This is a genomic window from Flavivirga rizhaonensis, assembly GCF_004791695.1.
Taxonomy (GTDB): domain Bacteria; phylum Bacteroidota; class Bacteroidia; order Flavobacteriales; family Flavobacteriaceae; genus Flavivirga; species Flavivirga rizhaonensis.
This window is the reverse complement of the sequence record NZ_SRSO01000006.1, coordinates 175,601-197,078: the sequence shown is the minus strand read 5'-3', so window position 1 is coordinate 197,078 and position 21,478 is coordinate 175,601. Positions and strand designations below refer to the sequence as shown.

The 21,478-nt window shown below is 30.3% G+C and carries 21 protein-coding genes and 1 pseudogene; 1 reads left to right on the top strand and 21 read right to left on the bottom strand.

Features of this window, described 5'->3' with window-relative positions; all coding sequences use genetic code 11:
* A pseudogene (locus EM932_RS21485) lies at window positions 1-105 on the top strand (ISAon1 family transposase); the annotation flags it as partial.
* A gap of 442 nt (window positions 106-547) precedes the next feature.
* Here EM932_RS21485 and EM932_RS06390 read toward each other — a convergent pair.
* From EM932_RS06390 to EM932_RS06290, 21 genes are all read right to left on the bottom strand, one after another.
* Window positions 548-4,537, bottom strand: coding sequence for an nSTAND3 domain-containing NTPase (locus EM932_RS06390; RefSeq protein ID WP_135876344.1), 3,990 nt, complete (start codon window positions 4,535-4,537; stop codon window positions 548-550).
* A gap of 279 nt (window positions 4,538-4,816) precedes the next feature.
* Window positions 4,817-5,599, bottom strand: a complete 783-nt coding sequence (locus EM932_RS06385; protein ID WP_211344261.1) for a hypothetical protein — start codon at window positions 5,597-5,599, stop codon at window positions 4,817-4,819.
* An 84-nt stretch (window positions 5,600-5,683) separates the two neighbouring features.
* Window positions 5,684-6,883: a 5'-methylthioadenosine/S-adenosylhomocysteine nucleosidase family protein gene (locus EM932_RS06380; protein ID WP_135876342.1), complete on the bottom strand. Its 1,200-nt coding sequence runs from the start codon at window positions 6,881-6,883 to the stop codon at window positions 5,684-5,686.
* Window positions 6,873-11,630, bottom strand: coding sequence for a hypothetical protein (locus EM932_RS06375; protein ID WP_135876341.1), 4,758 nt, complete (start codon window positions 11,628-11,630; stop codon window positions 6,873-6,875). The genes EM932_RS06380 and EM932_RS06375 overlap by 11 nt, the downstream gene beginning before the upstream one ends.
* Before the next feature lie 241 nt (window positions 11,631-11,871).
* On the bottom strand, window positions 11,872-12,384 hold the full coding sequence (locus tag EM932_RS06370; RefSeq protein WP_135876340.1) for a D-Ala-D-Ala carboxypeptidase family metallohydrolase: 513 nt from the start codon (window positions 12,382-12,384) through the stop codon (window positions 11,872-11,874).
* A 149-nt stretch (window positions 12,385-12,533) separates the two neighbouring features.
* Window positions 12,534-12,839 carry a hypothetical protein gene (locus EM932_RS06365; RefSeq protein WP_246040934.1) on the bottom strand — a complete coding sequence of 102 codons (306 nt, stop codon included), beginning with the start codon at window positions 12,837-12,839 and terminating at the stop codon, window positions 12,534-12,536.
* Window positions 12,840-12,875: 36 nt separating this feature from the next.
* Window positions 12,876-13,301, bottom strand: coding sequence for a hypothetical protein (locus tag EM932_RS06360; RefSeq protein WP_135876338.1), 426 nt, complete (start codon window positions 13,299-13,301; stop codon window positions 12,876-12,878).
* Entirely contained in the window at window positions 13,302-13,721 is a 420-nt protein-coding gene (locus EM932_RS06355; RefSeq protein WP_135876337.1) for a hypothetical protein, read from the bottom strand.
* A gap of 258 nt (window positions 13,722-13,979) precedes the next feature.
* On the bottom strand, window positions 13,980-14,303 hold the full coding sequence (locus EM932_RS06350; RefSeq protein WP_135876336.1) for a hypothetical protein: 324 nt from the start codon (window positions 14,301-14,303) through the stop codon (window positions 13,980-13,982).
* Window positions 14,300-14,548, bottom strand: coding sequence for a hypothetical protein (locus EM932_RS06345; RefSeq protein WP_135876335.1), 249 nt, complete (start codon window positions 14,546-14,548; stop codon window positions 14,300-14,302). The genes EM932_RS06350 and EM932_RS06345 overlap by 4 nt, the downstream gene beginning before the upstream one ends.
* A gap of 2 nt (window positions 14,549-14,550) precedes the next feature.
* A complete protein-coding gene (locus tag EM932_RS06340) occupies window positions 14,551-15,033 on the bottom strand; it encodes a peptidoglycan-binding domain-containing protein (protein WP_135876334.1) in 483 nt (160 codons plus the stop codon).
* The gene (locus tag EM932_RS06335) at window positions 15,030-15,506 is read right to left on the bottom strand and encodes a peptidoglycan-binding domain-containing protein (protein WP_135876333.1); all 477 of its coding nucleotides are present in this window, start codon (window positions 15,504-15,506) and stop codon (window positions 15,030-15,032) included. The genes EM932_RS06340 and EM932_RS06335 overlap by 4 nt, the downstream gene beginning before the upstream one ends.
* 9 nt (window positions 15,507-15,515) lie before the next feature.
* The gene (locus EM932_RS06330) at window positions 15,516-16,043 is read right to left on the bottom strand and encodes a hypothetical protein (RefSeq protein ID WP_170179742.1); all 528 of its coding nucleotides are present in this window, start codon (window positions 16,041-16,043) and stop codon (window positions 15,516-15,518) included.
* 10 nt (window positions 16,044-16,053) lie between these two features.
* Window positions 16,054-16,548 (bottom strand): hypothetical protein, encoded by a 495-nt coding sequence (locus EM932_RS06325; RefSeq protein ID WP_135876332.1) that lies wholly within the window; start codon window positions 16,546-16,548, stop codon window positions 16,054-16,056.
* Entirely contained in the window at window positions 16,545-17,000 is a 456-nt protein-coding gene (locus tag EM932_RS06320; protein WP_135876331.1) for a hypothetical protein, read from the bottom strand. Before EM932_RS06320 ends, EM932_RS06325 begins: the two co-directional genes overlap by 4 nt.
* On the bottom strand, window positions 17,001-17,186 hold the full coding sequence (locus EM932_RS06315) for a hypothetical protein (RefSeq protein WP_135876330.1): 186 nt from the start codon (window positions 17,184-17,186) through the stop codon (window positions 17,001-17,003).
* 1 nt (window position 17,187) lies between these two features.
* Window positions 17,188-17,679, bottom strand: coding sequence for an N-acetylmuramoyl-L-alanine amidase (locus EM932_RS06310; RefSeq protein WP_135876329.1), 492 nt, complete (start codon window positions 17,677-17,679; stop codon window positions 17,188-17,190).
* A gap of 15 nt (window positions 17,680-17,694) precedes the next feature.
* Complete coding sequence (locus EM932_RS06305; RefSeq protein ID WP_135876328.1) at window positions 17,695-18,129, bottom strand: TIGR02594 family protein; 435 nt, start codon at window positions 18,127-18,129, stop codon at window positions 17,695-17,697.
* Window positions 18,126-20,252, bottom strand: a complete 2,127-nt coding sequence (locus tag EM932_RS06300) for a YncE family protein (RefSeq protein WP_170179741.1) — start codon at window positions 20,250-20,252, stop codon at window positions 18,126-18,128. Before EM932_RS06300 ends, EM932_RS06305 begins: the two co-directional genes overlap by 4 nt.
* A complete protein-coding gene (locus tag EM932_RS06295; protein ID WP_135876326.1) occupies window positions 20,245-21,003 on the bottom strand; it encodes a hypothetical protein in 759 nt (252 codons plus the stop codon). Before EM932_RS06295 ends, EM932_RS06300 begins: the two co-directional genes overlap by 8 nt.
* Window positions 21,003-21,470 carry a hypothetical protein gene (locus EM932_RS06290; protein ID WP_135876325.1) on the bottom strand — a complete coding sequence of 156 codons (468 nt, stop codon included), beginning with the start codon at window positions 21,468-21,470 and terminating at the stop codon, window positions 21,003-21,005. The genes EM932_RS06295 and EM932_RS06290 overlap by 1 nt, the downstream gene beginning before the upstream one ends.
* Window positions 21,471-21,478: the final 8 nt, after the last annotated feature.

Below are 21,478 nucleotides of genomic sequence, written 5' to 3'. Positions count from 1 at the left end.
TCGGCGGAATCTTTCAATGCTAAAATTAAAGCCTTCAGGGCTCAGTTCAGGGGTGTCAAAAATGTAGAATTCTTCCTCTTCAGATTAACTAGGATTTTTGCCTAAACACAACTTTTGCACATGATCCTCAACCATCTTGAAATGCAATATCTGTATCCATTTAATAAAAAAGGCTTCACATTTCTGTAAAGCCTTGTTTTTACTAGTAGCGGGAACTGGACTCGAACCAGTGACCTTCGGGTTATGAGTCGGTTTAATGATTTTTAAACACCCTGTTTATCAGTTATTTATAAAATACAATACTTTTCAAATAGCAACATATTACATTATTTCTATACTAGCAAAGTGTACTACAAATATATTTAGGTATTCGTTCCTTAATCTTTCTAAGCTATTTGCTTTTTAACAAACATCCTTAAACTTTTTGAAAATGATAATTTCGTTTATTTCAGAACTAAATGACGTTCCAGTTAATATTATTGCAAAATTAAAGTGAAAGAAAACCCATCTTAATAAATAGAAATTAATCGATGAATTCAATATCGTATTAGATGTAATATTTATCGATTAGTTTTTGGGAAAATGCATGGTAATTATCTGTTAAGGTATTTTGAACTTCTTCCAAATCATTTGACATATTGATCAGGTTTTCTTGCTCAAAAACATCATTTATTTCTTTGTATAATTTGTCATTATCCAAATTTGATTCTAATAACTTTAAGCTATTTTTTGCAGAACTAATTCTATCTTTCAGAATACAACTTACATTAGAAACATAGTCGTTTAATATCAATTCACCAATATCATCTTTATCTGTCGATTTTAAATGATTTATTTGATTAATAAACTCTTTCAGGTTCGAAACTTCACCCATTACACTTTCATAATCCTTGATTCCATCAATTTCTTGATTCCAAAAACTCAATTTTAAATTTTCAATTATATTATCATCTATGAAATACATGAAATTAACATAAGAATTCCAGTCATCATCAATCTCTTTATCTAAATTGTGCAAATAAATCTCTACTCCTAATTGGTTTAAAGCATTGCCCATAAATAAAGGAATATAAATAACTGAGTCAACATTTAGCTCTACAATAATACCCTTTAAGCTAAAATAGTCAGAGTTTAATGATTCTTGAACAAGGCTTCTTGCAAATAAAATAGATGCCAAATAAAGCTCAGAATCAACTTCACAAGTTAATATCATTTTCTTTTGAATATCATCTGTTATTTCTATTGTATAAGACAATCCTGTTTCATCAAATATTTTTTGTCTTACCTTCTTTATTCTTTTAGTTAAGTTTGTTTTAGTATCTGCAAAAGCTTTATTTACATTTTTAAAAACTTTGAGATTAACCTTACCTTTTTGATTTAAAAATTGCTTCCAACAAAAGAAAAGTACTTTAATATTTTCCATTTCAATTCTCTCAACTTTTCTTCTAATTGAAGAATCAAGATATTTCTCGAAATGGTTGTTGAACTCCTCATTAAAATTGGAATATTTTACTACTGCATTTTTAATATTATAAGTTATTTGATTTGGGTTATAGTCATCTATAATTTCATTCCCAATTCTAATTTTATAAACTGAAAGTATATTTTCACCTATCTGGTTTAGAAAATTTTCTAATGAAAAAAAATAATCTCTTTGAGCATCTCTATAATTTTTATACCTATTAATAGAAATTCTCTTGTTGAGAAGTTCATTGCTTGAATTTGTTTCAACCTCCATCATTGAAGCTTTTGTTTGACCTTCAGATATGTATCCCCATTTATCTGAAATGCTTTTAGGCAACTGTACAGTTCTTAAGCTTTTAAGTTCTTTTTCAATTTTGGTTATTATATCTCCAAATAACGAGTAATCATCTTTTCTGAAGTATTGAATAAAACTCTTTATTAGTTCTCTGCTTAAAGTATTATATATCGTTCTTTGGTTGTGAATTAAAGCACTATAATCAGACCAATTATCTGGGCGGTATTGATAAGAATACAAACTATTTAATAAAACATTTATCTCAACTAAATACGGTATTGGCAAATTTTTCCTCTCAATGTTTTTAACCGAGGGGTCGTAAGGTAATTCTATTCCAAAAAAAGCTTTCCCTGTTCCTCTTACACTATATTTATTTTTAAAAGGGAAAACGTTCCGTAGAATATTTATAACGTTTGTAGGTGTTGCATGAAAGAAATTCTCTTCGGCTTTGTCTTCTTCATATTGAAAAGGGTCGAAGAAATATAGACACTCTAATTCATCATCATTGCTTAAAAAAATAATATTATATTTTTCTCTAAGCTCCTTAACTATAATATTGGTAATTTCCTCAATAAATTCACTTGAAGAATACTGATATACCTGAATACCTAAAAGTAATATTGATAAATCTTCTATAGAATTTAGCTTATCTTTTATTAAATCTCTAATCTTGTTCTCTTCAAGTTTTACTGTAACTTTTTCAGTTAAATTCAAGTGGCCAATGTAAAATAAAAACTCTCCTAAATGCTTCAGGCTATCTTTACTGATTTCTGATACTTGACAAGATTTACAATTGATTAACCATTTTAACAAATACTCATAAACATCAGCCTTAGGGGTGAATTTTAACTGAATCTTTCTTATATCTTCATTTACTTCATCTGGAATGTATTGTTCAAACAGATTATGAAAAGCTCCATCCGATACACCAGAATAATCATAAGGAATCATAAAAGTCCAAAAGCCTCTATATTCATTATACAATTGGTCATATAATTCTTTATTTTTTATAAAAATAAAATCATAAACGCCTTTCCACAAAAGAGCTTTACCAGTGTTTAAGTAGCCAATCCAATTAACAAATTTACATTTACTCAAAGCACCTAAAAGCTCATCCATTTTTAATCCATTTTCAAAACTATTCAACAAAAAGGAGTGTAAATCTTGCTCATTCACTAATGGAATAGAGTTTTTGATATAATCTGTTATTTCTAAATAGTCATTGTCATTAAAAAATATTTCACTTAAAATCTTTGAACGAATTGGATGTAATCCAGTTAGATATTTTTTATCATCATCAAACTTTAATAAATATTCTTTTTCGAGTAATTTCACAAATGAATTAGACAATCCTTTATTAACATTTAGCAAATTGATTATTTTCTTATAATCAATTTTGGAATTAAAAGAATCTGCCAAACAAACATATCTTAATATCTCCAACTCAATAGACTTGCTTTCATTTTCGAGTCTATTAATTTGGTTTTGTAATCTTATTTTTAACTTATCCCCTTGGTTAATTAGATAAATATATTCTAATAGCATTCCCTTATTACCAAACTTTATCCATGATTCTTCAAAATCAGTAAATTTTAAGTCTGTTCGATATTCAGACAACAATTCATAAATAACTTTAGCCTCTTCCCTATTGAAATTTAACTCAATGTCGTCAAAGTCAAATTCGTCTCCTAAAATTGTTCTATTCCAGTCCTCTTGTCTTATAGTAATCAAGAATTGCAAATGAGTTTTATTTGAGAGCTCTTTTAGTACATCATTCCAATATTCATTTTGGGGCTTTACATCTAAATAGACCATAACTGGAAACTTTAGACCTTTACTCAAAGAATCTAAACTATTTATTGTCTGCTGGACTTCATAGAGATTATTAGAAATCTTAAGTTCATATACAATACTTGAATCTATGTAATCGTGCAAATACCTATAAGCTAATGTACTTTTACCCTGACCAGAAGCTCCATGTATGAATACAACATTATTTTTTTTAAAACACTTATTTATATCATTTAACTTATCACTTCTTAAAACATCTAAATTTGCTAATATGTGTTCATATTTCGCTGAAATTCCATAAAAAAATCCTTCTCTTAATTTCTCTATATTTTCATTTTCTATATTCTTTGTTTTAATTGGAATTATTGTATTGCCATAATGACTATGAAATGCATTTTGTTCAGTAAGGAATTTGCCTATTCTGTTGAGGTCATCTAATAAGCTTAACGAGTCTATTTTAATCTGATTCTCTCCAGATTTGTAAATCCAAAACAGTAAAAGTTCCAAAGCAACTTTTGGGTCGGTGAAAATATTAAGAACTTTTAATCTATCTAAAATTGTCTCTTCTAAAATTGACTCATCAACTATCTCGGGCTCTACATAACAGTTAAGTATCTGTTTAATTGAATCTTCATTAAAGTTTTTCTTCTTAAGTTTTTTACCTAACCTGTTTTTATCAATTAACTCATCACTTACATCTCCAAAGGATACTATCTTAATTTTTACATCTTTATTATTCTTGATAAGCTTTAACGCCCTCTTAAAGAATGAATCCTTAGAAGAGAACAAATCAGAAAAATTCAAGTTTCCTTGTTTATTTTTTACTTGAATAGATTCTAAATAATCACCTTGATTATCCAAGATATCCAAGTCTTCATATTCACCCTCCACACAAAAAGTATAATCTTTCGCATAATCTGTTAATATTCTAAATAAGGAATATAAGAACTGAGTTCTATAACCTTTTAAAGCAAATTTTGCTCCCATAATTTTTCATCACTAATTATAGGTAAATTACATATTTACCATTAATATTTCTATTACAAGTTATAGATAGTTTTTAATAATTTATTTACCACAACTCTTCACCTAAATGGATAATCTGGCAAAAGCGAACTAGTTATTCTGGATTAAAGTGAGCATAGTAATAATTATTACAAATCCTTTTCATAGCTCTATTGGAATGAGTTTTTAAGTGGCTTAAATATTTCCGTTTTGAGTGGTTCACTTTGACGTTTTTTACAACCAGTATAAGCATTTTTCATTCTATATATTCCCATCAAAATCATTAACTTGCTTTACTTTATTTTCAATATCTATCTTAAATAAGTTAAAACCAATTCCCATTGCCACCCAAGGATTTCCGTGACCATCCCAATTATAGTTATCCTGATTATTGATAAAATCTAAGCCTGAATATAAGCCAAATTGTACATTTTTATACTGATACATAAATCCTGTTAAAAATGTTACAGTAGAGACATCTGTTGACTCTCCCTCTTCAATGCCTTTGGCATTGTCAGGGTTAAGACCTACGGTACCTATTCCTGCTCCTAACTGCCAATTTAAACTAAAATCTTTAGAAAATTTATCTAATCTAATATTAAGTGTCGAATTAAAATTGAACTCAGTATCAAAAGCAAATTCTTTTTGTGGTCTAGCTTTAAATGGTAATGTTAATAGCCCTATAGATATTTTTGAGTCATTTTCATCTTCTACAACTTCTGCAAATTTATCGTAATCTGTCTTACTAATAGTGAAAATTTTATTGTTGTAGGCTTTAGCATTATTAGTTCCTTTATCAAAATATAAAGGCATTAACTCTACACTTCCACCAACTATACTAATTACATTGTATTTATAAGCTCCTATATGAGTAGGCGTTGTACCGCCATTATCTGCATTGGGTAATAGTGCTATTTTAGCATTTCCACCTCCATCAATTTCAATAGCAACTGGAACTATAAGTTTTACTGTTGTTTTTGTTTTCTTTTGGGCTTGACAATAAAAAAACATGAAGCAAAAAATTAGACATAATAAATTTTTCATAATATTTGGTTTTAATTGGTTACTTAATAAAATTTGATTTGGGATTTAATTCATTGGTATTTTTAACCTAAAAAAGTTGAGTAGTTATAGCAAATCGTTTATAATAACATATTCAATAAACTTCGCACTTGTCCAAGCAGCATACGTTTTGGCATCATCTGTTTTTTCTTGCGTGTTATCCATAACAGATTTTACGATTATAGGTATAGATTGACCATTGTTTACTATTTCGCAAGCTCTAGCGATACCATAGCTTTCCATTTCTAGCCCTATAGCTTTTCTATCTACAGTACTAATGTTTTCAACAAAATATCCTTCTTTATTAATCACGCTTCTTACGCAAGCTATAGGTTCAAAATGAATATTTACAGGTGTTTTTCTTGTTTGATTTTCGTCTTCTATAAATCGTTTAATATTTTTTTGCTCTCGTATAAAACTTGTGACGTATGCATTATTTGTATTGACATTTTCTAATTCTTTTTCAAATTCATCATCATCAATTTTCCCTTTATCTATGGTAAATACTTTTTTTGATACTATAATATCCCCTATTTTAGTATCATCTGGTTTGCCTCCTAAAACACCTGTCATAATTACAAATTTTGGTTTAAAGGTTACAATCATTTCTGTTGCTAAAATGGCGGCGTCCATCATCCCTGTTTCCTGTTGTGATGCATAAGCTACTTTTTTAGTTGGACTATTTTTAAAATGACCATATTCTATTAAATGTTTATCATTGTCTACTTTCCCCTCTCTTTTAATCATAGGAAGCACTTTTTCCATTTCGTCTTCTTCTAATGCTGTAATAATTACATAGTCTATTTGCGGATATTTAGCATTACAAACTTTTGTGTTATCTGAATTAACTATTGAGGAAATAATTTCTTTTTTTGTGTAAACATTAAAATTCTCTTGTTCTAATTCGTCAACTATCTGATAGTATTGTTTAACTCTAAACACCTCATCAATATCAGATTCAATCATTTCTTTTTTAATTATTCCTCCAGAACCATCTGATATATATAGTGGATCAATTAATGGGTGTTTTTTTTTAATTTTCTCGGCTAAGAACTTCTTTATTCCTTTTATTTTTTCTGTGTAAAAAATATGTACAACAACAAAAACAAGTTCTTCTTCCCTTAGCTGATTCAGTTTTCGAGTAAATGACTCTTCACTATCAATCCTCTCTATTTTTTTAAAAGAGGATCTACCTAGAAGTTCCAAATTAGCCTGAAAATGTGCTTCTTCATCAAATACAAATAATACGATTTCTTCAGTGGTCATAGTCAAAATAAATTTTTTGAATAAATTGGTTATTGTCTCTATTTACAGTGTAGCTATATTTAAAATTAAAAAGTTCAGAATTTGATAATAACTTAAGATTGTTTAATCCCTCGTTACTACTAAATTCGTCCACACTTTTTGATATTGTATTAATTATGGTTATTTGGAACCTTTCATTACCTTTTGTAGACTTCACTACAGTATAATTAATATCAACAACACTTTCTTCTTCACTATACTTATTTAAATTATTATATAATTCTTGTAAAAGAAGCTTGTTAATATAAGGCTCAGGAATATTTATTACGATGTCTTTATAATGACTACTTTCTATCATATTTACCGTATTATTTAATTCACTAAACATAGACTTAATAGATTCTTTTAATTCATAAAGAGTTATAGTTGGTTTATCAAATAGAGTTCTGAAATCAGACTCTAAACCAAAAAGAGAATTAATCTTTCCTATATATTCTATAGCTGTATCAAAATTTTCTTTATTTAAACCTCTTTGATGAATATTAGATATAAAATCATCTAAATAGGTATACATTTCAATTAAACCAGAATAATTATTCTCTATTTGATTGAGCAAAATGTAGTATGGATAAGGTTTAAAAAAATCTGGAAAACTTCTGTAAAATGAAATAATGTGATTCAAGAAATCGTGTTTTAGTGCCCACCAATTTTGATTCATTGCATTCGTAGTGCTTTCTTCTAGGTTTTTAGTGAACAAAATTGCTTTTTTAGCATTCCTCAGTTTTGCTATAATTTTAGAAACATTTTGATTAAAAGATCTTTGTTCATCGTGTATTTGGGGTTGTTCATTTTCCCAATACACATTTTTAATTTTATCTTTTTGAGCCTCAAAACTATCTTCTCTTGGGAGCGTATTTATAAAGGAATAGAATCGTCTTAATTCTGCTAATCTTTTTTTCTCTAGTTCTTCTTTATCTAGTGTATCGTATAGAAATTTTCTAAGCTCTAGAAAGCTATCTTTTGTTTCTACTTCTTCTCTCGACAAAGGGAAGTAACTTAAAATTTTATAGAATAAGTAGTTTATAGGATCTGTTCTTTTAAAAGCATTTTCAGAGAAGTTTAAAAGTTGAACAAAGTTATTGTTATCTTTTTTTAGTTTGGTTATTAAAGATTTATTCTTATAAACTATAAAGAATAAATGAGTGATGTCTTTTCTATCCCATTTGTAATATAAATTTTCATTTATATCTATTTCTTTTGTGAAGATTATTTTGACAACAAAACTTCTAATTAATTCAGCTATATCGGGTAATAATTTCTGTATTTTTTCGAATAGGAATGGTTCATATAAAAATATTGAGCATATTAGTTCAATATCTTTATTGTATTCTTTGTTTTTAAAGTCGATTTCTTTTTTTATTAAGTCATCAAAAAACTTAAAGTTGTCTTTGTAAAATCTAAATTCGGCTATTTTACCTATATGGTTTCGTACTAGAAATAAGTTTTTCTTATCTATTTCGTTGCTTATTTCTTTTCTTGGGAAATATTTGTAATCCTTATAATTTTTTAAATAGCTAATTTGCTTGATTTCCTTGTTTATTGTCGTCGCAATATTTTTTATGGCTGATGGGATATTTCTTAATTGTGTTATTCTATCTAACCAAATACTTTCTTTAAGGATCGGATTTTTATAAATAGAATATGTGGAAATTTGCCAATGACATCCAAAGTATATTTTTAGTGGTATAGAATCTCCATTAAAATTTTTAATCTTCTCTAATTTAGAGAAGAACTCTGCTCTTTGGTCAGATACTCGTGCTAAAATTATAATAATAATAATTTCTTTTACTTCTAAAAAACTTACTTCATCTATTAGCTGTAATATGGAGTCTCCTGAACAAGCTGCATCATCTAGAATAAGTAATTTTTTGTTTTTTGTAATGTTTTTATAGAAGTCTGAGAGATGAGGAAATCGCCATCCATCTTTAGTCGGGAATCGTTCTATTTCAAAGTCTAAAATTTCTTGATTTTCTAAAATATTAGATTTTAAAAAATCAAAATTCAATTTTTCTACTGCTGATTTTTGAGGGTAAAAAATAACGCCTATGTCCGCTTTATCTTGTTCTGGTATTTTATTAAATATAGTTTTAAGTAACTCTTCTCCTTTTTGGGAGAGAATACGTTCCATATCAAAAAAATAGGGATGTATAGAGTTATTAAAATTCAGGTATTTAATTTTTAAATCATCATCATTACAATATTCAATAAATTCATTTGTAGATATTAGAGTTGATTTATTTCCTTTGGCATTATCTAATAGTATGGGTTGATTATTAAACGGATTTATTCTTGTAATAATTAATTCTTCTACATTTTCAATCTCGCCTTTCAAATATTTTTTAATAGGGTATTCTTTTAAAGAAAGTACTTTGTATTTTACATTGCTATTTATAACTGAAAAACTTTCGTCTATAGAGTTTACAAAAACGGCAACTGTAGATAAATTAGAATTGTAACTTTCTTTTAGTTCGGTTATAATTTTATTGGTTAAGTATCCTGTAGCGATAACATCGCATACTAGAATGTATTTTTCGTTTTTTATAAGTTGCTCTTGATTGTCGTGTTCTGAAAGATTTTTATGATAGTTTTCAATAAAAATAGACTTGTTATCACTTATCAATCCTTGATTAATAAACGATTTTAAAATCTGATTACTACTTGAGGTAACTGCAATAAATTTGTAATCATCAATAGCATCTACTTCTTGTTGTATCTTCTTAAATAAAAAATTTGACAGTAAATTCCTTTTAAGTTCATTTGTTAAAATAGCATCTAGCTTTAAGTATTCTTTGGTATAATAATTACCGCCACATAGAAAAAAATCATTTTGTTTTTTTACGCTATTAGAGGATTGGTCTATTATAGGTTTTAATAGACTTTCAATTTGCCCATCTTGGAAGGTAGGTTTTGCTTCATTATAGAACTTGGCTATCCTACTCTGTTCTGGGAAAATTGATATTACATTTCCATTTTCATCATAATCACTCAAGTTTCCTACTACGCTGTCGGGTTCTTTAAAGTCTGTTCTTCTTAAGTCAATTTCATAATCTTTAAATAATAGTTTATCAAGTTTTACAATATCTTCTTCATTATAGACTCCCAACCAAAAAATAGAGACTTCATCACTACTTTTGTTATATGAGACAAATGGCAAGGGGTGGGTTTGATAGGAGTCCATTTCTTTTAAAATATCATATAATTCATTTTTTAAATTAGTTAGATAATGAATATTTGGAGGGTTAAGTATGATAACATTTTTACCCAAATTAATATCATAATCTGATGCGAGATAAAAAATTAATACCTTGGAAATTCTTGAATCTATCTCCCATCCTTGAAAATCAATAAAAAATAATTTCTTCTCATTATTTAGTAATTTCTCTTTTAGCTTTTCTATACTTTTTTGATAGAGTACACTTTTAGAATAGTTTTTATCTGATATTTCATTAATTATAGAAAATAGACTTAAATAGTCTTGAGGAATTTTTGAAGAATAATTTAAACTTTCTGTAATTGGTTTTATAGAAGTTGTATCATAGGTTTTTTTATCTTTTAATTCTGGTATGTAAATGGTTATAAAGGTTCCTGGGAAAAACAATGTTCCATTTCCAAAAGTAAAAAAGGCTTCTTCAAAGTCCTTATTTTTCGAAAAATCATACCCTATTCTTCCATAGTTGCTCCTAATAATAATGAGTCCGTTATATCTTTTAACAATGGATAAAATATCAAATAATCCTCTTGGAATAAGTTTTTCTATATTTTTATATTTATCGTAAATAGGAAATTTTGAAGTATTGTGCTTAAATGCATATTTTAAAATTTCGTTTTCGTCCTCAAATAACTCACTTTCTTTTTTACCTTTTAGATATTCGTTTTTAATAGTGTTTACAATACCATTTCCAAAATCTAAAAAGGAAAACTGAATGTGATTTTCATTTTTAAACTCTCCTTTCTCGTTTATAAAAAAAGCTTTGGATTCTTCTAATTCTTCTTCATTGAAGTTCTTTTCAAGTAAATACTGAGAGTCTTTTGCAACTTTATAACGAAGTGCTAAACTTAAAAAAGCCCAATTTTTTTCTGTTTTAAAAAAAGAACTTCCAAAATGGTCTAAGAAGTTTTCATAGAGTTCTTTTGTTATTATTGCACTAATTGTTTTACTTGTAAATGGATGATCACAACCATATTCTTTTACTTTTTTTGTAATAGCATCATTTAGTTCATAAATTGGAGAAATTTCATTTTTTAGTATTTTGTAGTCTTTAAAACCTTCAATTTTATTTAAAGTGATAAAGGGAGTTATTCCGTATCTACCATACAAATCATTATTTAACTCTATACCATGTTTATCTTTTAATCTTTTTAGTTTGTTATTACTCTCTATTAAAAAATAATTATCAATCGTTTTACCATCGGGTAATATTTGATATACTTTCCACACTTCGATTAATTGAACTATATTTTCAACTGCCCTTTTGGTTATTTGATTAAAATCATCTTTAAAAAGTTTAACCTTAAATTCTATGTTTTTCTCTATGAAATATTTCCAAACACTTGTTAGTAATAATAAATTTTGATTTGAAATTCGTTCAGTATTGCTTAAATCGAACAGGTAAGTCTTTTCTGGACTTGAAATTATATTATTGTATATATAACTAACAAAAGAGTCAATATTCTTTTCAGAAAACTTAGAAAGAAACTTATAAGGCATAGTAAAATTTAATTTTCAATTAGCTAAGTGGGGAGGGTTGCTAATCTTATTTTCTAAAAATAGATATATATAAAAAGATAACCAACTAAAATGTAGGATATTTATATTAATTAGTTTTACGAAAAAACTTTCTCGAATGAAAATTTTTATTTTCTGGATAATTTGGTAAAAGCACAAATATCATAGTATTTTCACCTAAGTCTATAACTCAAAAAAGATAGACGCTTAAAAATTTCAAAACTCACACAAAAGGGTTTATCTCAGGCTTACTACCTGAAGGATACCCCCAAGCTACGTTTTGGGATTTTAAAGCATCAATATCCAAATGAACAAAGGTTTTACCAACGCCAATACGCTTAAAACCAATTTCCTTTGCTGCTAAAACCAATGTATTACGAATAGATTTTGTTGGCGCTTTAATATCAACAGCTTTGCAGCTAGGGATTTTATGGGATGAATTAGATACACCGCCAACTTTAGTATTCCAGTAGTTGCTGCGGACTCCAGAGTTAATCCAATCGAATATGGGATAGCCTGTTTTTATAGCAAGTTGCTGAAGCATCAACAATAATTGCTTATCAATACAATTACCAGAACCAGGTGTATCAGGACTATCAAAAACAGATAGATCAATAGGAGCTGTTTTTTTTACCTTCCCCTTTTTACTTAAATGATGTACAAAAGCAATACCGATAAAAATAAAAATAGCAGTTCCAAATCCTAAATAGATATGTTTATTTTCTTTAAAACCCATTAATTTACTTTACTACAAGTACAAGACTTTTTCTGCTCCTTTTTTTGATAACGACCGTAAATATCAATGCTTATTCTAGCAATACTAACTAGTAGAAATGCCCCGAAAATTACATTCATAGTTATACTTCCTTTGTCCCTTTTCATTGTTTATTTTTTGAAGTCATTGATTTCTTTTTCCAGTTGTCCCACGTATTTGTTCAAATCAGTAATACGCTTTCTTTGGTTGCCAATAGTGACCATCAATTCCTTGTTTTTGGCTTCAAGTTCAGAAATGCGTTTTTCCATTTTTTCAGACCACTGCACCCAATTTTCTACAACCTGACTATTGGCTTGAATATCCAAGCTTCGTATTTCAGCTTTTTTTAGGCGTTGTTCAAACCTGAATTTTATTAGCAATTCAATGATTTTCCAGAAGCCTGTCGCTCCAAGAATGATTACAGCGATCTTCATCATATCCATAGTCTTTTTATTTTATAGGGTCTAAAGTTTTTACGAAATATTTGGAGAAGAGCTAAACTGCAATGGTAACTCAGCTAAATATGGATTTATGTTAAAAATTATTTCATCGTTAGGGTCAATCAAAGCACCTTGAATAGTAACCCTTCCTTCTAAATCCATTGAATAGAAAAAAGATTCTCCTTGCAAACTTAAAAGCGTCCCAGGGGAACTTAAACCAGCTTGGTAGAGTGGTTTAGGCAAATTAAGTAGCCAGTTTGAAAATTCACCAGGACCACTAGTTTTTTTTAAGCGAATATCTTTGCAAACAATAAGGTTTTTATTGATCGAAGTATAAACGTTTCTTCCTGGAGTATAAAAAATACCCGGGTGTATATGTTCTGGTAGTATAAATAAAATTTCTTCTGTATTACCATCCCCATTTGTAATGTCACTTTGATATCCTGCTATGTGTCCCATTTACTTTGTTATTAAAATTCCTGTCATAATTAAAAGCCCACTTCCCAATAAAAGTTTATGGAACTTACCTCGTTTTATTTCTTTGTCCTTTGTTTTTAACGATTCGTTTAACAAGTTCAATGCTTCGTTTTTATTTTCATTGATTAGCTCCAGATTATGAACTTTTTTGGTAAAGGAGATATCAATACTGTCTTTTTTGAACAACAATGATTGCCAACGCTTATTTTCAATCGTCAATCTATCAATGATTGAATCTTGATAGATATTTATCTGCAATTTTTTAGCAATAAAACGAGATTGCTCTATTGAAAAACAAAAACGCTTGTCCGTCTTAATTTGCTGTACTATCGGTTTTAAATTTTGAGAAAAACACATATAGCTCATCATCAGAAAAATGATGAATAGTCGTAATTTTTTCATTCAGGTTTTGGTTTAAGTTTAAAATGGTCTGTTTATCCTGAAGAATTAAATTAGAAAGGCTGTCCACTTCATACTGGAGGCTGTCCAATTTTAGATCGAGTTCTTCATTGTCTTTCAATAATAGTTTATTAGTCTTTTGAAGACTATTCAGGTGTCTTAAGTTATATTTTTCTTCAGACGGTACTATGACGAATATCAAAATCAAAAAGCCTCCGATAACCGTAATCAACATTATTATAAGTTTCAAGTATTTCATTTTTATATGGATTTATTAGGGTTAAAGAATTTATTGAGAATTGTCTCTAAAATAAGTTTGTGAAATACCATTGAAAACACAAAGGATTGCAATAAGCGTTCTACCTTTTCGATGGTATATCCTCTTATGAAAAACAAGAAAATTCCGTAGATTAATCCGATTAATAAAACTCGGTATCTTGTCTGTATTTTTATTTTTAAAACTTTAGATAACCAATCTGTTATTTTGTATTGATTTATACTGTAGGCAATAAGAATAAAGGTTAAGATATAAGCCCAATCTAAACTGCTTAGATAATCCAAAATTTGTTGTGAAATGTCTGTCATTTGATTTGTTTTTTTAGGGTTTCTTTAATGTTTGTTACGTCTGCATTGAGTAATGAAAGTTGATGGTTAGGAAACCAATTTTTTGTTAAATGAGCTGCGAGAACAATTGCAGCTCCAGATGCCAGAACCACCAAGGCAACTTTGATTAATGTTTGGTTTGTGATATTTATAGTTACTTCGGTTTTAAGACCTTCATCATCAACCAATGCATCTAGGTAACTTTTAAGGTTTTTCTTAACTGCCATTATTATGGGTTTTTTGGGCTTGATGATTCATTCAATTTTAAATTTTCAAAAAGCGCTTGATCTACTTCTTCGACCTTTAGGTGTTTTTTTACACGTTCTTCTGTTTTGGCATCAAACTTCCCTGTTACAATACCCGCCCATCCATAGTTTCTCAATAAGTAGATCTGTAATCTTTCCACTCGTTTTCCTTGGCTTCCTAATCGTAATGGAAATTCATCTGCAATAGGTTGTATCACAGGGCTTGATACTTGTAATGCTATTACTTTCGATACTGCCTTCTTTTCTGAAACCACAGTCTTAGGAGACGGCTTTCTAGTATCCTTATTTTTAGTACTGTTATCAATATCTTTTGTTTTAGGGAGTTCAATTTCCGTTTCACTTATTGTATGCTTTTTATCTTTAAACAAATGATAAGCTATAATTCCAATGCTTAAAAAACTTCCTAAAAAAAACCCAGTGCGAACAATAGTCTTTCTGCTTATCATCTCTTAATTGTTTTTGTAGCTTTACGCATTCCATTGATATCATTTTCTGTAAACACAGATTTTCCCAATCTCTTTTTAGCAGCCTTTAATGTCAGTGCCCCAAATTTTCCGTCTACACCATCTTTATTAGTTCCAGTTTTCCCTAGATTTTCCTTATAGATTTTGAGATAACGCTGTAATATTATCACATCCCGATGCTGACTACCATATTTAATAGGATAACCAGAATTGGAGTATTTTGGCTTAGTAGATATTCCTGTTCGTGACAATTGTTGTTTTGTATATTTAGATGCCGTAGTACCTGATAGCGTAATGGGATCTGAAATAACATTGTCGCTAGTAGTATCCTTTTTCTTTTTTAAATAGTACCATGTTAATCCTGCACCAACAATAACCACTATTGTGCCACCAACAATGATTAGGTCTTTATTTTTCACAAAGAAACTCTGCGGATTTTGAGTGGTTGTTTTCATTGTTTAGAGTTATTGAGTTTGGTAATTGGGTAGGCGCTTTACAAAACGATCCACATATTTGTTTATCTCACTTTGACTTAAAAAGCTGGATAAATATTGCCACATATCCATTTTATAGGAGCCCCAAAAAGCTCTGGATAGACTAGCTACTTGTGTTTTGTCTCTCAGTTTTTTTGAAAAAATATCTTTTACAGCATCTTCATCATCGTTGATTATACCTTTGGCATTTTTTAAGATTTTGGCATACTTTTTAGCTGTATTAGAATCAAGTAAAACAATTCTTTTAGGAGCGATCCACTTTTGAACGTCCTTCACATAATTCATATCAAACGGGTTGTCCCAATTAGGTTCGGACTTAGTTGTACCCACATTCCCTTGACCAACTTGCACGCCATTTCCTAAATCACTCCCTTGGCTTATGGTGGTTCTTGAAGTATTCTTTTTTCGCTTCCGCGAAAGCATAAAAAACACACTTACTCCCAATACGGCAAATCCTGCACCGCCTATCATCCACCATCCTGTTTTTGAAATTGTCATAATTATAAGTTTATACCGTTCTGTAATTGGGTAGCTGTTGAACAATCTTCAATACTTCCTTTATCTCTGCTGCATCAAACCGATCTTTAAGCGTATCTATTAAATTTTTAGAATGGTTGTCTTGATACGATTTTGCTACTTGAGATACCTGTACTTTATCCTTTAACTTTCTAAAAATACCGTACACTTTATCCTCATCATCACCTCCCTGATACCAAGCGCCCCAAGCCTTGTTAATTTCGTCTGCATACTTAGATGCCGTACTTGTTTTCAAGACTAAAACTTCTTTATTTACTTTCTGTAACACCTTTGATAAATAATGAATATCAAATGCATTTTCAGACAGCAGACCATTTGTTGCGGGATTCATTTTAGTTTGAATAATTTTAAACAAGGCACTGGCTATTTTATCTCGTTTTCGCTTACGCAAAGAAAAATAGGTGCTGCCAACAAGTAATAGTCCAACACCTGAACCAGCTATTTTATATATCATTGTTGCCTTCATTTGCTCAAAAGTTTTGCTGTATGACCTAGTCTACCTATTGGTGTCAATTGTGTTAAATCTGTGATATCAGCATTTTTAGTAGTATTTCGAAGCATTACTAAAAAGACAATGAGCACAACCACTAGAACTATTGGAATTCCTATAAATAGTACCTTTGTTAAATTTTTTCCTAAACCAAAAAGATTTCCACCTATTTCTGAAATGTCTGCAATACTTCTGGTAGCCATATTAGATACATCTAGGTTATTTTTAAGCATCCATTTATTAAAATTAGGACTCGTTGTACATGTAGCGGAACCAGTACTTTTCCAAGTTAAAAGCCATAACATTTTTGCATTATCTTGGTCAACTTCTCTTTTTAATTCTTTAAAATAGCTCGTCCAAAAATCACAAGGATCTGTTGCCTCTGGAATTAAAAAACTTCGATTATCTACTTCAACTTGTATAGCCATTTAGCTTTCTAAAATTTTTTTTGCCTGTTTTTTGCTTTCTGTTTTTGAAAAATTGTTCACCTCAAGAAAATCAAGCAATCTTTTCTTTAATCTGGCTTCTTTTTGTCTGGATTCTTTCTTGTCATAGTTGATATATATTTGTCTACCAAGCCAGAAACCAATACCTAATGTGATTATCGTTTTCATTCTATTTCTTAAAAATGTTTTGTTCAGGAACGCCCATTTTCTCTAACCATTCCGCTACATTAAACCCTGGGTTTTCCTCCATACTTTTTGATTCGATTTCATCCATGCCTAGAACAATAATATTTGGAAACCGCAGTATATAGAATTTAACTACTGCTTCAAGAGTGCTAATTTGGTGTTCGGTACGTGAATCTTTACTCCAAGTTTCTTTTAGCGTTCTACCACCTACGTAAGCTATATGTTTTGAAGTTCCTATAATGCCGCCTTTTCCTTCAGAAATTCCCCATAGATCAACTGATGTTGGGCTAACTTCATTAAGGATAGTTTGCAATGTTCCATCATGTAATACCAGATAATCGAAACCAGGACGGTTCCAACCAAATCCACCATCTCTAATCGATGATGTGTGTTTTTTAATGATTTCCTCTTTTCCAAAAACTTTGACTTCGCTGGTGTTGGTACTTTGAATGATTAAATAATCTGCTTTTTTCATTTTTTCTCTTTTTTATTAAATTGTTTTTAATTGTCTGAATTCCAGTAACCGATAACTGGGGTATTTTTGAATATTAACTTGATTATTTTGATTGCCACTTAGACAAAAAATTTCCTTTTTGTCCTCTGAAAAACCAATAAAAAAACCTACGTGTCCTTTCCAGCTATTCTTACTGCCTCTCCAAAAGACAACGACATCCCCAATCTTGGGTTCACTTGTTTTAAGACCTACGGTGAGCCAAGAACGGGCTGTTAACTTTCCGCTTCGTTCTTTGTTAGCCTTTAGGGCTACCCAATTGATAAAAGCCGAACACCAAGCAGTCTCATCTGTAACTACCCATGTATGACCAATTTCTTTAAAATAGTTTAGGATTATTGGATTGTGGTTACCTCCAATAATTTCAGTAACTCCATATTGACTTAAAGCGATATTAATCATGTTATTATTCATAGTTTAGAGGGTTCTTGTTTAGTTTTTAACCAACTTTTTGGAATGCCTTTACTCATTTTTACCCCAAATGATTTTCTCGATTTTTCAGGTAACAGATTGTACATTTCAAATTGCTTGTAATACAGTAAGAGGCTTATGGTCTGGTTTGAAGCGATCTTGAAGCACCATCCATGTTTCCGATCTATAACAACGCCTTCGATGTCGAATACTTCAGATATATTGTCGAAATTTTTTGGGTTATGATAGTTGCCGAAAGACAATGATTTGCAGCTTTGCTTTCCTGAAATGGATGCATCCAATAATTGAAGAACTTTAAACCTTTCTTCGCCTGAAGCAATGACCTTTAGGTGCTTGAGAATTGCGGGATTATGTTGAAAGTTTTCTTGGGATTCATAATATTCTTCATTGACGGATATGTTTGTTTCATACCTGAAACCAATCAAATGCAAAAGGTTCTTTGAAGTATCGGTATTGAAAATAAAATTCTCTGTGGTGTGAGAGGCTAGTCCAATATTTATATCACTGTAATTGAGTGTGTCAATAACTACGTTTTCACTATTAATTATGGAATAGGTTTCGTCGGCTCGATTTCCCACATATAGTAATTGGCTTTTAGCATTGTATGTTATCCCATAAGGTTGGTTTCCAACATTAATACTTTCGTCTTGAAAATCGTAAGGATTTATAACCAATATAGTCCCAAATATTAAAGCACTGGCATACATATTTTTAGTGATGGGGTGATACACAATAGATCCAAGCTTAAATCCGTAATTTAATTGAATAATGAGAACATGATCCTTATTAAAAACACCAACACTATCATTTCCTGAATTAATGATAAACACATCCCCATTCTCGTAATTGATAGCCATATTAACTGGCTTTGAAACTGGTAAAATTGAGTCAACAATAATTCCGTTGATATCAATTACAGATATAGTGTCGGATAGAAAATTGGCAACATATATATATTCATTAATTGGATTGAAGGCTATATCAAGGGGACGAATACCAACATTTATAACAGTCACTATTTCATGATTAAGCCCAATTATCGTAACTGTATTTGAGACAGAACCCACAACATAGATCAGACCATAGTTGGAACTAGATTGAATGGTATTGACAGTAATGGCTACTGGCGAAGTACTTCCTGGTAAGTCGATTGCATCAAGTTGAATGGTAGTTATTGTATTGCCGTTAATATCCAAAACGGAAACGGAGTCCGAAAGTTGATTAGCGACATAAATAAAGCCATTAGCGGGATTACTTATCACACCTTGGGGATGTACGCCAACTTCTACCGAGTTTTTTTCAAATTGTGTAACATCAATATCAGTCGGAAATTCTTCAGTTATTGGCTCATTAGTACTTGCGTTCCAAAGTTTAATAGTGCGTTCTTCATTTGAACTATTTTTAACTGTTACTTGTGTTACGTCGAAGTCATTTTGCAGTATCTTATAATAATCATTAAGATTTTCACTGTTATCTTTTTTTTCAGGATCTATTTGATGACTTTTTGTAATCGAATCCCCTGTAATTTTTATAGCGTTTAATTTTTTGGTTTTCTGCCGTTTTGTTGTTTCAAGGGCAACATCTATAACACCTTCTTTTGTTCCCCAACGTAGAAGGGATTTTTTATATGTAGGTGTTTTTTGTTTTGATGAGTTCTTATATTTTGTCTCATGGTCGGCAACATCAATAATACCCTGTTCAGTTCCCCATTGATGAAGTAATTTTTTATATGTAAGCGTATTTTGTTCTGATGTATTCCCATGTCTTGTCTTATCATCGGCAACATCAATAATGCCTTCTTCAGTTCCCCAACGTTCTAGTAGAGATTTATGTTTTGAAGTGTTCTGGTGTTTTACACTTGGGTAGGCAACATCTATAACGCCTTGTTTAGTTCCCCACCGATGAAGTGATTTTTTAAATTCAGGAGTTTTGTGTTCAGATGAGCTTCTAGCACTCATAAAATTGTCCTCTTTTCCTTGAATGACTTTTTTTATACTATTTGTCTCAATATCTTTCTTCTTCTTCTTTTTAGATTTTATAAAGAGAACTGTTCCAATAGAAATAACTGTTAGTGTGGCTAAGCCTATGTATATTCCTTTACGCATCCGCTTTATATTTATCAATAAATGCAATAACATCCTTGGTACGTTGTATTTGAGATTCCCCTACAACTTCAGGATGTTGACCAAAAACTTTGGTCACGGCATAAACAGCTTCAATGGTTGGAAAACCATAATCGAGATATTGTTTAATACCGCATAAATCAGCCGTTTTTTGACTTCGCGTATTTAAAAACCAATGGCATCCTTCATGTGCCAAAATTGCTACCCTTATAGGAATAGAATAAGATTTGAACATGCGTTGAGAAATCTGCACTCTAGGCATTTTACGATGTGTTCTTGCGGGCGTAATCAACTCCTTTCCAAAAGCATCTGTGATAGAGGGCAAGTATTGAAACAAAAATTCGTGATTAGGACTATCATAAAATCCAGTTGGCACGTATCCCGCTTTTTGAGCAAACTGAATGGCAAATTCCAGAAAACGGTGCTGTTCGTCAGTTGCCCAAACTTTCCCAGAAGGCATTTTTTCAATTTCAAAATTTTGAATTTTGAAATCATAATCATCACCTGTATCTTTATTATAAAGTTCCAGTTCCAATAACTGCGGAGATACTGGTAACGGAATTTTTAGTTCACGTTTTAGTTTTCCTTCTATAAAAGTGGATTTACGTCTAAAATAATACGTGTTTGGGTGATCGGGATCGTACACCCGCATTCCCAATTGAAACGGATGGTATGCCTCGATATTAAGTGTAATAGTGAGCCTCTCTTTATTTGATGGAATTGGAATAATCATTACCTATATTGTTGCATTCTGAGTTTCTTCTTTTTATTGGCGTAAACTATTACTCCAATAATTCCTATAAATACCACACTACCTACAATTATATACTTGATAGGGAATTGTTTTTTATCTGGAAGTGGATCATCGTTTGAAGCCCCAACAGAAATAGAGTAATCTTCCGATACTTCGTTGTTTGTTAAGGGATATTTTGAAACAGTAGTTGGTTTTGTAATGGTATCTATAGCTGCTCCCAATGCCGTTGCTCCTCCAAGACCCTGATATGCCTGACCAAGTTTTGAAAAGAAAACTTTTCGCTTCGCTTTCCTTTCAATACGTTTTGGAGCAGAACGCCTTTCTACTTTTTTGGCAGCCCTTTTTGCTCTACGAGCCTTACGTTTTTTCCTGCTTCCAAAGAATTCATCATAGTCCTCTTCTCCCAATTGTCTTTGGATTATAGCTTCTGTTTCTCCTGTAATCATTTATTTTT

Bases quoted from the DNA above. Each gene is read 5' to 3' on its own strand.
- EM932_RS06390 (WP_135876344.1), bottom strand. From the start codon at position 4,537: ATGGGAGCAAAATTTGCTTTAAAAGGTTATAGAACTCAGTTCTTATAT.
- EM932_RS06325 (WP_135876332.1), bottom strand. From the start codon at position 16,548: ATGAAGGCAACAATGATATATAAAATAGCTGGTTCAGGTGTTGGACTA.
- EM932_RS06300 (WP_170179741.1), bottom strand. From the start codon at position 20,252: ATGCGTAAAGGAATATACATAGGCTTAGCCACACTAACAGTTATTTCT.
- EM932_RS06365 (WP_246040934.1), bottom strand. From the start codon at position 12,839: ATGATGAAGATCGCTGTAATCATTCTTGGAGCGACAGGCTTCTGGAAA.
- EM932_RS06295 (WP_135876326.1), bottom strand. From the start codon at position 21,003: ATGATTATTCCAATTCCATCAAATAAAGAGAGGCTCACTATTACACTT.
- EM932_RS06340 (WP_135876334.1), bottom strand. From the start codon at position 15,033: ATGATAAGCAGAAAGACTATTGTTCGCACTGGGTTTTTTTTAGGAAGT.
- EM932_RS06355 (WP_135876337.1), bottom strand. From the start codon at position 13,721: ATGAAAAAATTACGACTATTCATCATTTTTCTGATGATGAGCTATATG.
- EM932_RS06305 (WP_135876328.1), bottom strand. From the start codon at position 18,129: ATGAATAATAACATGATTAATATCGCTTTAAGTCAATATGGAGTTACT.
- EM932_RS06330 (WP_170179742.1), bottom strand. From the start codon at position 16,043: ATGACAATTTCAAAAACAGGATGGTGGATGATAGGCGGTGCAGGATTT.
- EM932_RS06360 (WP_135876338.1), bottom strand. From the start codon at position 13,301: ATGGGACACATAGCAGGATATCAAAGTGACATTACAAATGGGGATGGT.
- EM932_RS06335 (WP_135876333.1), bottom strand. From the start codon at position 15,506: ATGAAAACAACCACTCAAAATCCGCAGAGTTTCTTTGTGAAAAATAAA.
- EM932_RS06315 (WP_135876330.1), bottom strand. From the start codon at position 17,186: ATGAAAACGATAATCACATTAGGTATTGGTTTCTGGCTTGGTAGACAA.
- EM932_RS06375 (WP_135876341.1), bottom strand. From the start codon at position 11,630: ATGCCTTATAAGTTTCTTTCTAAGTTTTCTGAAAAGAATATTGACTCT.
- EM932_RS06380 (WP_135876342.1), bottom strand. From the start codon at position 6,883: ATGACCACTGAAGAAATCGTATTATTTGTATTTGATGAAGAAGCACAT.
- EM932_RS06345 (WP_135876335.1), bottom strand. From the start codon at position 14,548: ATGGCAGTTAAGAAAAACCTTAAAAGTTACCTAGATGCATTGGTTGAT.
- EM932_RS06370 (WP_135876340.1), bottom strand. From the start codon at position 12,384: ATGGGTTTTAAAGAAAATAAACATATCTATTTAGGATTTGGAACTGCT.
- EM932_RS06290 (WP_135876325.1), bottom strand. From the start codon at position 21,470: ATGATTACAGGAGAAACAGAAGCTATAATCCAAAGACAATTGGGAGAA.
- EM932_RS06310 (WP_135876329.1), bottom strand. From the start codon at position 17,679: ATGAAAAAAGCAGATTATTTAATCATTCAAAGTACCAACACCAGCGAA.
- EM932_RS06320 (WP_135876331.1), bottom strand. From the start codon at position 17,000: ATGGCTATACAAGTTGAAGTAGATAATCGAAGTTTTTTAATTCCAGAG.
- EM932_RS06385 (WP_211344261.1), bottom strand. From the start codon at position 5,599: ATGAAAAATTTATTATGTCTAATTTTTTGCTTCATGTTTTTTTATTGT.
- EM932_RS06350 (WP_135876336.1), bottom strand. From the start codon at position 14,303: ATGACAGACATTTCACAACAAATTTTGGATTATCTAAGCAGTTTAGAT.